Here is a 14,167-nt window from a genome sequence, read left to right as displayed (position 1 = left end):
GCCCGCCGGAGAGCGGAAAGAACACGGGATGCACCGTTCCGACACATTGAGTTCACCCTCCGTACCCTCACCGGAAAGTTCCGCAGCCGGGCAGCCTCCTAACGTTTCGCAGGTGCCAAAGCTTTCCGTGATCGTGCCGTTCTACAACGTGCAGCAATACGCCCCGGACACCCTCAGAAGCCTTCGAATGAACGCCCGGCGCGACTTCGAGTTCGTGCTGGTGGACGACAAATCCAAGGACGAAACCCCGGCGATTCTCGAACGAGCGGCCGAGGAACTTTCGGATGTCGCCCAGGTCCGTTATGTCCGCCACGAGGTGAACGGAGGGCTCGCCACCGCCCGCAACACCGGCCTCGACGCCGCGCGGGGCGAGTACCTGACGTTCCTGGACGGCGACGACTGGCTGGCCCCCGGCTACCTCTCCGAACTGGTGTCCGCCATCGAGGAGCTGGGCTGCGACTTCGTCCGCACCGACCATGTGCAGGCCACCGCCCGCGCGCGTTCCGTGCACCGGGTCCCGGTCGGACGGCGTTACGAGGTGATGAACCCGCGCGAGGCGATCCTGCCCGCCGACCGCTCGACCTCCGTCGACTACGCGTTCGCCTGGGCCGGCGCCTACCACCGCCGCCTGCTCGACAAGGGCCTGCTGCACTTCACCGACGGGCTGCGCACGGCCGAGGACCGGCCGTGGATCTGGAAGCTGCACCGCGAGGCGGAGTCGTTCGCCGTGGTGAGCCTGCTCGGCGTGTTCTACCGGCGCGGGGTCGCCTCCTCCCTGACGCAGATCGGCGACGTCCGCCAGCTCGACTTCATCCGTGCCTTCGACCAGGTGATCGAGGAGACGGCCGCGGACCCGGACGCCGGCCGGCTGCTGCCGAAGGCGGTGCGCACCTACTGCGCGATCATCGCCCACCATCTCTCCGACGAGTCCAAGTGGGAACCGGCCGTGGCCAAGCAGCTGCGGGCGATGAGCGCGGCGGCGATAAAGCGCATGCCGCAGGACGCGCTCGGTGACGTGCTCGAGACCATGGACATGCGCCGCTCCTCCAAGCTTCGGCGACTGCGGCGCCGGGCCACCACAGCGAAGGCGGCCGCCTGATGCCCCGTACGACTCAGATCTTCTGCGCCTCGACGCTGTACGGCGCCGCCACCCTGGCCGCCGCGATCGACTCCGACCTGTTCACGGAGCCGGACCGACGGATACTCCTGGTCTTCAACAACTCCACGACCCCGGAGACCACCACGCCGCTCGACGAGATGCCGGGCTTCGAGCCGCTGCGCAGCCACTTCGACGACGTCGTCTCCTGGAACGAGGCCATCCGCCCCTTCCACCCCGGCGCCTGGACACCGCGCGCCGACGACATCCCGCTCTTCGAGCGCTACCTGCGCCTGCTGTGGAACCTCGGCGACGACCGCGTCGAACTCGCCCTGGAGTCCATCCAGGTCACCCCCGCCCTCACCGTCGCCCAGCTGTTCACCGGCGCCCCCGTCGACGTCTACGCCGACGGCCTGATGAGCTACGGCCCCACCCGCAACAAGATCGACCCACTGGTCGGCACCCGGGTGCGCCGACTCCTGCACCTGGACCTGGTGCCGGGACTGACGCCGATGCTCCTCACCGAGTTCGACGTACCGCCGCACGTGGTGCCCACGACGGCATTCCTGAAGGTGATGGGCGAACTCACCGCGACCGTCCCCGAGCTGCCGATCCTGCCCGACAACGCGGCGCTCCTGCTGGGCCAGTACCTGTCCGCACTGAACATCCTCTCCCCCCAGGAGGAAGAGGACCTGCACGTGCGGATGATGCGGGGCGCGGTCGCCCGCGGCCACCGCGCGGTCGTCTTCAAGCCGCACCCCACCGCCCCGGCCCGCTACAGCCGGATCCTGGAGACCGAGGCCGAGAAACTGGGCGTCGACCTCACCGTCCTCGACACCCCCGTCCTGGCCGAGCTGCTGTTCGAAAGGGCCCGGCCCGGCCTGGTCGTCGGCTGCTTCTCCACCGCGCTCTTCACGGCGTCCTCCTTCTACGACCTCCCGGTCGCCCGCATCGGCACGGAGCCGCTGCTCGACCGGCTGGCGCCCTACCAGAACAGCAACCGTGTCCCGGCCGTGCTGGCCGACGCCGTCCTGCCGGACCTGGAGGAGCGGGCGGGCGAACAGGCCATCCCGGCCGACGAGCTGAACAGCCTGGTCACCGCGGTGGGCTTCAGCATGCAGCCGCAGATCTACCCGAGCCTGCGGCCGGTGGCGGAGCGGTATCTCGCGAAGCACTTCGTGCCGCGGACCCGGCGGTACTTCAAGCGGAAGCGGCTTACTTCGTTGGGGTTGCCCGGGGGCATTCCGCAGCGGTTGGCATTCCTGCCGCGCAACTCGACCGCGCGGCGGGTTGTGCGGAGGGCCAGGGCGATCCGCAAGGCCGTGCACCGCTAGGGCCCGCCGGACAGGCCCTAGGGACCCCATCACACAACAGCAACAATTCCTTCACCTTCCGTTCCCCTGACAGTCGGCTGGCAGGGGAAGAAGGTCATGTTTCCTTCACACGAAAGAAGGTATGCCTGGTCCTCCGGTACGCACGGGGCCTTCAGCATGAGCGCCTTCCGTTCTATCCAAGTACTGGGAGTGGACCACATCCATGCGCATCGCTGTCTTTGTCGAGAACCGCAACGGCGTCGGCCTAGCCGCTGAGGTCATGCGGGCGCCCGGGGCCGAGGCCCATTCCTTCCACCTGGTCACGGCCGACCGGGACGGAGCGGTCGCCGGGTGGATCGAGGAGGAGGCCGCGGCCCGGTTCGACGACCTCGCGGTGCGCAACCTCTTCATGGTGGACGAGGCGCTCAGTGACGCCGAGTTCCTGGAGGAACTCGGCTATCGAATATGTGCCTTCGCCGAGCAGGAGCACATCGACCGGCTGGTGTTCTTCAACGACCAGTCACAGCGCGGCCGCCGGGTGGCGGGGGCGCTGGGCCGCACGGTGCCGCTGATCCTCCTGCAGGACGGGCACCTGGACTTCCGCTTCAAGAAGACCGACGCCGGGCTGCACGACCAGAACTGGTACTACGGCTCCTCCTCCCCGGCCGCCGTCTGCGTCTGGGGTCCGGCCACCGCCCACCATCTGATGTTCCGCTCCGCGGACGCCAACCCTCCCGTCCACATCACCGGCGCACTCGGGCACAGCGACGACCCGGCCCTCCTGCGCGCGGCCCGCTCCACCACCCACCGGCACGCGAAGGACGCCGGTGAACCGCTGCGCATCGTGGTCCTCGACCAGCCGCTGAGCGACCAGCGCAAACTCTCCCGCGGGGCCCACCGGGAACAGCTCAAGGACCTGTGCGCGGCCCTCGCCGAGTTCGGCGAGGTCGAGATCAAGCCGCACCCGTCCACGCTCGACGGCCATCTCAAGTGGCTCCAGACCCTGCCCGACGTGACGATCCTCAACGAAAAGGCGCTGCTGGGCGTCGATGCGCTCGACGGATACGACCTCGCGGTCACCTTCTTCTCCACGACCTACCTGCAGACGCTGCGAGCGGGCACGCCGCTGATCCTCTTCAGCCCGCCCCAGCTCAACATCGTCTTCCCCACGATGAACCACCCCCTGCTGCGCAACGTCGGCACCGTCGGAGAACTCGTCGACGTCGTCGCCGACCTGCAGCGCTCGGGCAAGTTCGCGGCCAACGTGCACGGCGAACCCGTCGAACACTTCATCACCTTCCACGACGACGTGGCCGCTCGCGTCCTGCGTCTCGTCGAGCAGGCCACCGTGCCCGCGGAGCCGCCGGCGCCCCCGCGGTGGGGGTCGGCCGACGACGCCCACGGAAGCCTGTCGCGGGCCGAGAGAGCGCTGCGTACCGTGCGGCAACGGATGGACCGGCCACGCTCGCTGGCCGTGCTCGGCCTCGGTTTCTCCTACGTCACCGGCGTGGCCATCCCCGTCCTCACCTACACCCAGGCCCTGCTCGCGCAGAGCCCGGTCGATGTCCGCTACTTCGACCTCGGCGCCTACTCCCGCGCCGAGGACGTCATGGCGGACCTGGAGAGCGCCGAAGTGGTCTTGGTCAACAGCCTGGCGCCGTTCTGGCGTTCACCGCTGGCCAACGAACTGGTCCAGGCCCTGCAGGACATGGGGAAGTCCGTGGTGCTGTACGCCCACGAGACCGAGTACGTCATGAACTTCGAGGGCGGGCAACACACGCTGCGGCACCAGGAGATGCTCACCCTGCTGCCGAAGCTGAAAGTCCTGTGCGTCTCCACTGGCCAGGCCGACATGTTCCGCCAGCTAGGTGTGAGCGACCCGGTCGTGGTCTACAACACGGTCCCGCGCGACACCCACCGTGCCCGGGCGCGGCGCACTCCGGGCGAGCGGCCGCGGATCGTGATGGTCGGCTCCATGCAGGACCGCAAGGGCCTCGACCTGTTCTCCCGGGTCGCGGAAATGGCGTATGTGCAGGGTCTGCCCTGGCGTTTCGCGTGGATCGGCCACAAGACCTGGCGCATAGGTTCCTCGACGCTGCTGTCGGACCGCGTCGAGTGGATGGGAGCGCTCTCGCGCGACCGTGTGCGAGAGGAACTGGCCGCCTCGGACGTCTTCTTCCTGTCCAGCGTCGACGACCCGATGCCGCTGTCGGTGGTCGAGGCGGTGCAGCAGCGGCTGCGCACCGTCACCTACCACGGGGTCGGCTCCCGGGAGGTGCTGGAGGGCGTGCCCGGGTACCGCTCCTTCACCGAGTACACGCCCGAGGCCGCGCTCGACGCGCTGCGCCGTGTACTGGACGAGGAGATCTCTGAGACCGAGTACCAGGACGTCGAGGAGCTGTTCGACATCCCCGCCTTCGCCGCCCGGATGACGACGGCGCTCGGACTGCCCGTGCTCGGCGAGACCGCGCGGCCCTCGGCCGGTGACAACCTCGCCACGACCGAGGAGGCGGAGGAGGGCCTGCTCGACGCCGACGGCTCCGGATCCGCGGCCACGCGAAGGTTCGCCGCGGTGCTCTCCCGGCACGGCAAGTACCTCACCAAGGACTTCGACCGCCACTTCGCGGCGGGCAAGCACGACGACGCCCTGCGGGTGGGCACCGAGATACTGCGCCGAAGACAGCCGGTGGACGTCATTATCGGCATGGCCGAGATCCGGGCGCGGCGCGGCGATATCGGGGAGGCCTGCCGGCTGCTTTCCGCGGCCGCTATCGCGGGTGGCGACCGTGCGCGGGTGTGGACGGAGGTCGCGCGGGTCGCGGCGCTGCTCGGCACGCGGGGCCGGTCCATCCGGCAGCTGGCACGCAAGGAGGCGGTCCGCATTCAGCTCGGGAATCGCTCGGCGCGGCTTCTGAAGTCCGAGTGAGGAAGTCCGCGAGAGCTGAGGTGAGTTGAAGTCCCAGTGAGGCGGACGGGTAAATTCCGCCTACTCAGGTGAACTCGCGGCAACGGATGAGCAAACGGTGATTCCGTCGAACAAAAGCCCTCTGGGTGACGACATAGGATCCCGTTGTTGACGATTCTCCGATGACCCGAACGTATTCGGTCAGGAGCGTGCCCAAAAAGAACCCGCGGCGTACTGCGAGAGGTACCAGCGTGACCGAAACGGTCGTGAGCACATCGAAGCCGCAGCCCGCCGTGGCCGCACCCGTCCAGGAGCGCATCACCCCCACCCCGCCCGCACCCGCGGCCAAGCGCCGGGGAGGCGGCAGACTGCGGGCCCTGGACGGGCTGCGGCTGGTCGCCGCGCTGATGGTGGCGGTGTACCACTACGCCGGGCGCGGCGGTGAGGTCACCCGGGCCTGGGGCACATCACCGAAAGAGCAGTTCCCCACGCTGAGCTCGTTCGCCACCTACGGCTGCCTCGGCGTCCAGGTCTTCTTCGTGATCAGCGGGTTCGTGATCTGCATGAGCGGCTGGGGCCGGCCCCTGAGGTCGTTCTTCGCCTCCCGCGCCTCCCGGCTGATGCCGGCCTACTGGGTGGCGGTCATCCTCGTGACGGCGGTGTTCGCCCTGCCGATGGTCGTCTACGAGGCCGTGTCGCCGAGCGACGCGCTGGTGAACCTGACGCTGCTTCAGCAGCCGCTGGGCGCGGACCGGGTGCTGGGCGTCTGCTGGACGCTATGGGTGGAGATCCGGTTCTACGCGCTGTTCGCGCTGTGCGTCGTACTGCCCGGGGCGAACCGGCGGCGCGTCATCATGTTCTGCGCGAGCTGGACGCTGGCGGCCGCGATCGCGCAGGCGGCGCACCAGCCGCTGCTCGACCTCGTCCTGATGCCCGAGTACGCGCCGTTCTTCATCGGCGGCATCGGCCTCTACCTCGTCCACCGTGACCGGCAGGACGCCTACGCCTGGGGCATCGTGGCCGTCAGCTTCCTGATCGGGCAGCACTACGCGGTGCAGAGCCTGTGGAACGCGTCCGACCCGAACGCCTTCGCCCACCGCACCACGTTCGGCATCGTCCTCGTCGTCGCCTTCGGCTTCGTGGCGGTCGCGGCGATCGCGCTGGGCTGGCTGAACTGGGCGAACTGGCGCTGGCTGACCGTGGCCGGGGCGCTGACGTACCCGTTCTACCTGGTCCACGAGCACCTCGGCTGGGTGGTGATCCGCTTCCTGCACCGCGGCCTGCACCTGGCGTCGGCGGAGACGTTCGCCCTGACCATCGCCTCGATGCTACTGCTGGCCTGGCTGCTCAACCGGTTCGTCGAGGAGCCGCTGACGCCGCGGCTGCGGGCGGTGCTGTCCAGGGTGCGGTGAGTCGGGCGGTCGCCCGGCGGCGGTCGTTCGCGTGTGCGGTCAGGTCGCGAGGACAAAGGCCAGCAGGGCCATGGCGGACACCACCCCACACAGGATCACCACGTAGCGGGTAGGGAACGGGGGCGGCGGCCCCGGTGCGGCGCGGCGCGCCTGGTCGCCGTAGGCCATGAGCCCTTTCCGGGACAGGAACAGGCCGGTCGCCATCCCGGCCCAGACGAAGGAGTACAGCACCAGCATCTGCCGTGCGCTCCACTGAGGTTCGGCCGCGCCTACCGCGGTCATGCCGAGGCAGGCGCCGAGGGACGCGACGACGACAAAGACGATCGCGGCCCGGGGCGGGCTCATCCACCGCTGGATGGCGAGGCCGAGGAGGAAGGTGGCGAGGGCCGCCATGAGCAGCAGGTGGCCAAGGGGAAGCCGTGCGAGCATGACGCGTCCTTTCGGGGCGCCAGGGGCCGGCGGGCGCGCTTGCCGCCGGCCCCTGGCGCGGCTCTCACCAATCGAACAACTCACCGAGCGTACTGGTGACAGGTGACACGAGGTCGTTGGCGAACCGCGTGATCCGCGAGGCCGCCGGATAGACCATCCGCAGCCACGGGGCCTGGCCGAAGGTGAACAGGCTGAGCGCGGCGCTGTTGAGGGACGCCACGAATTCGCCGCTCGTCCATCCGTAGCCGATCCCGGTGAATACCGCAGTGAGCCCGGAGTAAGCGATGGAGGTGACCGCCAGACCCGCGGCGAACGACCCCACGACCGGCGCGAAGGGCCCGAACAGCGGGGCGCTCAGGGCGAAGACGGCGGAGGCGAACCCGGTGCCGATGCTGATCCAGTTGGAGACATTGGCCGCCCACCGCGCGTCCTCCTTCCACCAGGGAAGGCCGCCCTTGACGGTGTCGTTCTCGGCCGTGTCGGCCGGGTTCGTGCCGGACTCCCGGGCCGCGCGGGCATCTTGTGCCGCTTGCCGGGCCGCCGCCGCGATCTCCGCCTGCCGCTTTGCCGTGGCGATCTGGTGGGCCTGGCTCGCGGCGGCGGCTGCCGTCCGCGCGTCCTGGCCCGCCTGGATCGCGGAGGCGCGAGCAGAAGCGGCTGATGCCTGGGCCGAGTTGGCGGAAGCGACGGCGCTGCGGGCGGCGTCCACGGCACGGTTGGCGGAGTGGTTCGCCGAGCGTGCGGCCGTGCGGGCGGTGGCGGCCGCCGCCTTTGCCCGGTCGGCGGAGGCCTGTGCGTCCCTGGCCGACTGCTCGGCGGCGTCCGCGTTCGCGTCGGCCTGCTTCGCGGAGATGTCGGCCTGGTCGGCCGAGTTCTGCGCCTTCTGAGCCCACTGCGTCGCTTCCGCGGCGGCGTTGCGCGCCTTCGCCGCTGCCTCCTGCGCATCGGCGGCGTCCTCCTGCGCCCTGTGCGCGATCTTCGCGGCGGCGGCGATCGCGCCTTGAATGGCGGCGATGTGGGTGGCGGAGTCGTAGTCAAGCTGCGCGGTCTTGTACTGCTTTGAGGCGACGAAGTTACGGCGCATCCACGCCGGTCCTTCCAGCGCGGCCTGCGCGTGTGCCTTCGTGTACGGGCCCGCGGTGGCGAGGAGGGTGGAGGTGGCGACCGCGTCGTCCTCCTTCAGCGCCGCCTCGTAAGTGACGCTGAAGAACCTGTGCAGCGCCTCGGCGGTTCCCGCGTCCAGCGCGTCGTTGGCCGCCTTCGTGACCGCTTTGCCGGGCTTGGCGGCCAGGATGCGGGAGACCGCGACGCGGTTGTCCGTCACGGCGGCCTGGAACAGACCGGTGGTGAGGAACCGCGTGCCGGCGTCCGGGGCGTCGCTTTCCAGCGCCGTGGTCGCCGCGTCGACGACATCCGGGCTGGCGAGGGTCTGGGCCAGGTAGAAGGCGGTCTCCCGGTCATCCTGCCGCTGGGCGAGCTGACGGTCTGCGTCGATCCAGGCGTGGACGTCGGCGTCCGTACCGCACAGGGCGAACCGTGCGGCCTCGCGCGACCAGGTGCCGTGGGAGTTCATCAGGGCGATGGCCGCCTTGCGCCCGACCGTCGCGGCCAGGCCCGTGTCGCCCGCCTTCAGTGCCGCCTCGGCTCGGGAGATGAGGTCCTTCGTGGCCTGGTCGGTCTGCGCTTCCTGTGTGCGCTTCTCGGTGAGCTCCGCCCTCTCCTTCGCCTCGATCTGCGCGAGCAGGCGGCACTCCTCGATCGCCTGCCGCATGTCCTCGTCCAGGCGCTGCCACTCGGCCTCCCGGGCCTGCTTCTCCACCTCGATCGCCTTGGTGACGGCCTCGGTGGCGGTGTTCGCGGCCTTGGTGGCCTCGCCTGCGAACTCGGTCGACTTCTTCGCGTACTCCACGGCCTTGCCCGCGTTCGCGACAGCCCAGTCAGCCGCCGTGGCGGCTTTGTCGGCGTGGCTCGCCGCACTGTTCGCGGCGTCGCGTGCGGTGGCGGCGGCCTTCGCGGCCGTGTTCGCCAGCGCCTGGGCCGTGCCGGCAGCGTTGGTGGCGATCGTGGCGTTGGTGCTCGCGATCTGCGCCTGCCGCTTGGCCTCGGCGGCCTCGGCCTGCGCCGCACCGGCGGCTGCGGCGGCCGTGGCGGAGGCGCTCGCCGCGGCGGAGGCGTTGCGGGCGGCCGAGGCGGCGGCGGACCCGGCGCTCGCGGCCTGGACCGAAGCGGTTGCGGCGTGGTCGGCGGCCGTCGCCGCGCTGCGGGCCTTAGCCGCGGCGTTGCGGGCGGCGACGGCGGCGTTCTTGGCGGCCGATGCCTGGGAGGCGTCCTTGGACGCGGCAATGGCGGCCTTGTATGCCTTGGCGGCGGCGGAGCCGGCGGTGGCCGCGGCCTGGCTCGCGGCGGTGGCGGCGTAGGCGGCGCGGCGGGAGGCCTGGACGGCGGCGTGCGAGGCGCGGATGGCCACCCGGGCCGAGTCGGCCGCGCCGGTCGCGGCCTGGGCCGCCTTGCGGGCCGCCCTGCCGGACTTGATCACGTCGTTCTGTGCCGCCTGGGCCTCGGCTGCGGCCTTCTCCGCCGCCTCCTTGGCCTTCGCGGCGGCCACCACGGCACGGGCCGAGGCCTCCTCGGCCGCCTTCGTCATCGTGTCGGCCTTCTTGCCCTCGCGTTCGACGACCGCGACGAGCTCCGCGATCGTCGCGGCCTCCTGGTCGCGGGCGCGGGCGATGTGCTGACCGGTGTCGAGGAACCACTCCACGTCGGACGCGGTGCCGTCCAAGGCCCGGGAGGCGTACTTCCGCACCTCCGGGCCCGCCTGCACCATGAGCTGGGAGACTTCGACGCGCATGTCCTCCAGGCGCGCGGTGAACTGGCCCTTGACGAGGTAGTCCTCCAGGGCTGCCTGGGTGCCCGAGTCCAGGGCTGCGCTACCAACGCGTACTACCGCCTTGCCGCCGGTGGCCATCACGGTCGACGTCGCGAAGCGCAGGTCCTCCAGCATGGCGGGCTTGAAGCCCTCGCTCAGGAAGTCGGCGATGGCGGTGTCGCCGGCGTCGAGGGCCTCGACGGCCTCACGCCGGGTGCCCTTCCCGCCGCCGGCGAGGGCGGTGGCGATGGCGACGCGGCTGTCCTCCACCGTGAGCTTGGGCAGATCGACCGTCAGGAAGGTCTGCACGTCGGTGTCGGAGCCGATGAGCGCGGTTTCCGCGGCGGCGCGGACGGCCTTGCCGCCCAGCAGCCACGCCTTGACGACCTTCGCCCGTTCGGTGTCCGGCAGGCTGAACGGGTCGCCGTCGTCGCCGTCCTCCGGCTCGGCGGTCACAGCTGCGGCGGCCCCGGGAGTGAGGACGAGGCTCGAAGTGGCGGCGACGGCGGTGGTGGCGGCTAAGGCGCCGAGAACGCGCCGTCTGCTCCAGTAGGTGGTGTTCACAGTAGTCCTTCGGGATCGGTGCCCGGCGGCGCGCGCACGGGGGCATACCGCCGGGCAGAGTGGTGTGTCAGCCGCGCGCGTGTCCCCGCGAGCGCCCACGGAGGTCGGACCGTTGCGTGGGCGCTCGGGAGCGACGGGCGCGTGTCCCTTGGTGTTCTGTGGTGCCGAAACGGGCGTCGGCGGATGTGATCGTCAGGGATCCGTCCGGCGTCCCGGATCGATATGAGAGGGGTGGCCCCGGACGGAAGCTCCCTTCCGGGGTCGATACGGCCGACGGATCAGCGGATGGCCATGCCGAAGGCCTTGCCCGTGAGGGGCATGCCGCCCGAGCCGGGCTGATAGGTCGTCACGGTCGCGCCCGCTCCGCCCATGGCGTTCGACCACGGAAGGCGATGGATGGCGCCGCGGTCGGCGGGGCCATGCGGCATGCCGATCCACAGGTGCGTGCCGGTGGCGTTCAGGTACTTGCCCGCGAGCTGCGACGCGCCCGGGGTGCCTGGCAGGCCTCGGTCGTTGCCCGCCTCGATCCAGTGGTCGGAGTCGCCCGGCGCGCCCAGGAGCGAGAAGGTCTGCACGATGCCCGCGTCCGTGGCCGTGCCGATGTCCTTGCCGGGTACGCCGACCGCCAGCACCATGGTCGAGGCGGTGCCGGTCGCGTTCGGCGCGGTGTTCATGGCGGCCACCTCCGTGCCAAATCCGTCACCGGTCGCGGAAGCCCCGTTCACACCCTCGACGCCTTGGTGGACGGTGGCCAGTTCAGTGACCGCGCCGGCTGCGGTCACCCGGACCGTGGTCACCAGCCCCGCCTGGGGGAAGGAGTTCGTGCCGACCCAGAGCGTCTCACCGGGGGCTCCGATGGCGAGGACCGAATCGGTCGCGGCGGTGGCGCCGGAGGGGCGGTACGCGACCATCGAGAGCGACGAGCCGAACAGGTCACCGCCCTCGCCCCCGTCGCCGATGCCGTCGGAGTCCTGGTTGATGCTCGCCACTGGGGCGGGGATGCCGTCCGCGTTCACGTCGTGCTTGAGAATCGCCGTCATGCCGACGTCGGCGCTGGTGCCGACCGTCTCGCCGGGGGAGCCGATCGCGATGTGGTTCGGCGAGCCCGCGACGGAGGCGCCGAACTCGTCGCCGGCGCTGATGACGCCCACCACGCCCGGAGAGTCCTGGTGGACCGAGACGCTGACGGATCCGCGCAGGTAGTAGACCAGACCCGCGTTCACGGAGCCCTTCAGGTTCTTGCCGGGCGCGCCGATCAGCAGGTACGGCTCACCGGTGGCGGTCTGGCCCGCGGCCAGCGCCGCACCCATCCGGTCGTCCGCCTCGGACGCCCGATCCTTGATGGCACCCGTGCCGGTGCCCTGTTGGAGGTTGAGCGCGGCCTTGCCCTGGCCGAGTCCGTTCCGGGAGCCGTAGAGCACGGTCACCCAGCCAGCGTTCGCCACGGTGCCGACGTCCTCGGAGGGGGTGCCCACGACCAGGTCGGTGCAGCCGTCCTCGTCGTGGTCGACGGCGGCGAGCTCGCCGCCGAACTCGTCATCCGCCTCGGCTCCGCCGGGGACGTGGCCGAGGTCCTGGTGGACCGTCTCGCTGCCCTTGCCCGCGCCGTAGACGACCTTCACCAGGCCGGCTTCCGACTGATCGCCCACGGTGGCCTTGGGATCGCCGACCGCGACATCCTCAGCGGCGTCGCAGTTGAAGTCGGTCACGCGGGTCGTGCCGGCCTTGGCGGCGATCCAGGCGCCCAGGTCGTCGACGCGGGTGGCGACGCCCCCGGTGCGGGTCTCGGCGGTGTCCGTGCCGAAGCAGCCGCCCTGCCAGGAGCGGCTGTTGACAGCGGCGAGCCTGGCCTGACCGTTCGTCACGCGCACCACCGGGCCGCCGGCGTCGCCCGCGCAGATCGCCGCGCCGTTCTTGCCGGTGACCGCGGCGGTGGTGGCGTCGGAGGTGTCCACCGAGAACGCGCCGGTGTGCAGCTTCAGCGGGGCCCATTCGCCCTTCGTCCGGCCGTATCCGGCGACGGTCAGTTGCTCGCCGACGGTGGGCGCGGCGGTGGCCAGGGCCACGGGGGCGGTGGTGACCGGCCGGGAGAGGCGGGCGAGCACCAGGTCGCGGTCGGTGCGCGGGACCAGCTCCACCACTTGGCGGACCGCGCCGACGGTGGTGGTGAGGTCAGTGCGACCGATCGTCGCGGTCGTCTTCAGCTTCGGGGCACCGGCGGGCACGGTGAGGTCGGCGGCCGGGTTGTCGGCGAAGCAACTGGCTGCCGTGAGCAGCCATTCGGCGTGGAGGAGGGTGCCGGAGCAAGCACGCGTGCCGTCGCCGATGTCCAGGCGCGCGGTGTAGGCGTAGGTGGTGCCGGTCGCGGCGGTGCCGCTGACGGCGTGTGCGGGCGCGGCGGTTAACGCGAGCGGAGTCGTGAGCAGAGCCGCGGCCAGCACGGCGAACCGGACAGGTCTGGGGCGTTGGGTGTTCATGATTTCCCTGGGCGAGGTCTATGCCTCCGGTGGGCACCGGACGGCGAAAGGCTGATGAGAGACGTCGGCAAAGCGTTACTCGGAAATCCGGAGCATTACTTGGAGGTCCTGATCTCGACGAGGGCGAATTGGCGCCCCTGCTCGTCCGTGCTCTCACCCACGGGAGTCCAGGTGTTCTCGGCGATGTCGTACGACTTCTTCTCGCCGTCGACCGTCATGTCGACCTGGGTCGTGTAGTCGTTTCCCCTGACGTTGAAGACCGCGGGGATCTCCAAGGTCAGGTAGCCGGAGTTGCCGGTAACGCGGAAGCAGACCCTGTCCACCGAGCTGCGGGTCCAGATCTCCAGCAGACCGGTCTCGCTGCCACAGGTGGCGAGGATGATGTGGCCGTCGCCTCGCTTCAGGGTGATGCCCTGTTCCGCAAGGATCTTGTCGGCCTGCGGGTACTTGAAGTCCTCGACGGCGTAGCCGGGCGCCTCGTCGGCGATGGGGGCGACCGCCTCGGCGGACGCGCCCGACGACGCGGGCGTACCCGACGTGCCCGCCGTCACCACGAGCCAGGCCAGCGCGGCCGCCGCCGCAACGCCCAGAGCGTGCCGCATGAGTCTCTTCCGCTTCGGCCGCGGCCGAATCACGCTACGTGCCTTCATCACAGTCCTAGTCGTCGGTTCCGGTCGACTGTCCGGAACGCTGGGTCAACGCGGACGCGAAGGCTGCTGCATTTCTAAATTCCGGGGGAAAACGGATACCGAGCACGGTAATGAAACGACTTGAATTCGCGCGTTCATGAGCCCACCCCCCGCTGGCAGCCCTCGACACCCCGCCTGAAAAGAACACGGCCCTGGAAGCGCTTTCTACGCACGCCTGGATGCCCTTTGACTGCGCCATGAAATCTCATGACTCGACCTTTGTCCATCCTGTAAATCTGCCGCAATACAGGCATTCCACCATCCGCCCCTGTGGTGCACGTCACACCACTTGGAGCGGATATTGAACCCAGGCAAGGAAACGGTAAACGAAGGGTGACGAAGAAAGAATTCTCCGAATTGCTGGGGGCACCGGCGGCAGCATTGGAATCTCCGCGCCCGCCCGGACCAAGCCCGCC

Annotated in this window: 8 protein-coding genes; 4 read left to right on the top strand and 4 right to left on the bottom strand. The window is 70.3% G+C overall.

Annotated features, from left to right (window positions below):
- The first annotated feature begins 112 nt into the window (after positions 1 to 112).
- From Q4V64_RS32660 to Q4V64_RS32645, 4 genes are all read left to right on the top strand, one after another.
- Complete coding sequence (locus Q4V64_RS32660) at positions 113 to 1,099, top strand: glycosyltransferase family 2 protein (protein ID WP_124439663.1); 987 nt, start codon at positions 113 to 115, stop codon at positions 1,097 to 1,099.
- Positions 1,099 to 2,430 (top strand): alpha-2,8-polysialyltransferase family protein, encoded by a 1,332-nt coding sequence (locus Q4V64_RS32655; protein ID WP_124439664.1) that lies wholly within the window; start codon positions 1,099 to 1,101, stop codon positions 2,428 to 2,430. Before Q4V64_RS32660 ends, Q4V64_RS32655 begins: the two co-directional genes overlap by 1 nt.
- Before the next feature lie 202 nt (positions 2,431 to 2,632).
- Entirely contained in the window at positions 2,633 to 5,335 is a 2,703-nt protein-coding gene (locus Q4V64_RS32650) for a glycosyltransferase family 4 protein (protein WP_124439665.1), read from the top strand.
- A gap of 230 nt (positions 5,336 to 5,565) precedes the next feature.
- Positions 5,566 to 6,726, top strand: coding sequence for an acyltransferase (locus Q4V64_RS32645; protein ID WP_348540813.1), 1,161 nt, complete (start codon positions 5,566 to 5,568; stop codon positions 6,724 to 6,726).
- Positions 6,727 to 6,765: 39 nt separating this feature from the next.
- Here Q4V64_RS32645 and Q4V64_RS32640 read toward each other — a convergent pair whose 3' ends face one another.
- The 4 genes from Q4V64_RS32640 to Q4V64_RS32625 form a co-directional block, all read right to left on the bottom strand.
- Positions 6,766 to 7,155: a hypothetical protein gene (locus Q4V64_RS32640; RefSeq protein WP_124439667.1), complete on the bottom strand. Its 390-nt coding sequence runs from the start codon at positions 7,153 to 7,155 to the stop codon at positions 6,766 to 6,768.
- Positions 7,156 to 7,219: 64 nt separating this feature from the next.
- The gene (locus tag Q4V64_RS32635) at positions 7,220 to 10,585 is read right to left on the bottom strand and encodes an ALF repeat-containing protein (protein ID WP_124439668.1); all 3,366 of its coding nucleotides are present in this window, start codon (positions 10,583 to 10,585) and stop codon (positions 7,220 to 7,222) included.
- 278 nt (positions 10,586 to 10,863) lie between these two features.
- Positions 10,864 to 13,062 (bottom strand): S1 family peptidase, encoded by a 2,199-nt coding sequence (locus Q4V64_RS32630; RefSeq protein ID WP_124439669.1) that lies wholly within the window; start codon positions 13,060 to 13,062, stop codon positions 10,864 to 10,866.
- Positions 13,063 to 13,157: 95 nt separating this feature from the next.
- On the bottom strand, positions 13,158 to 13,664 hold the full coding sequence (locus Q4V64_RS32625; protein ID WP_172629159.1) for a hypothetical protein: 507 nt from the start codon (positions 13,662 to 13,664) through the stop codon (positions 13,158 to 13,160).
- Positions 13,665 to 14,167 lie beyond the last annotated feature (503 nt).

It is taken from the genome of Streptomyces sp. NL15-2K (assembly GCF_030551255.1).
Taxonomy (GTDB): Bacteria; Actinomycetota; Actinomycetes; order Streptomycetales; family Streptomycetaceae; genus Streptomyces.
This window is presented reverse-complemented; position numbering and strand designations above follow the sequence as displayed.

Coding starts and splice junctions, on each gene's coding strand:
- Q4V64_RS32655 (WP_124439664.1), top strand. CDS start 1,099: ATGCCCCGTACGACTCAGATCTTCTGCGCCTCGACGCTGTACGGCGCC.
- Q4V64_RS32650 (WP_124439665.1), top strand. CDS start 2,633: ATGCGCATCGCTGTCTTTGTCGAGAACCGCAACGGCGTCGGCCTAGCC.
- Q4V64_RS32640 (WP_124439667.1), bottom strand. CDS start 7,155: ATGCTCGCACGGCTTCCCCTTGGCCACCTGCTGCTCATGGCGGCCCTC.
- Q4V64_RS32630 (WP_124439669.1), bottom strand. CDS start 13,062: ATGAACACCCAACGCCCCAGACCTGTCCGGTTCGCCGTGCTGGCCGCG.
- Q4V64_RS32625 (WP_172629159.1), bottom strand. CDS start 13,664: ATGCGGCACGCTCTGGGCGTTGCGGCGGCGGCCGCGCTGGCCTGGCTC.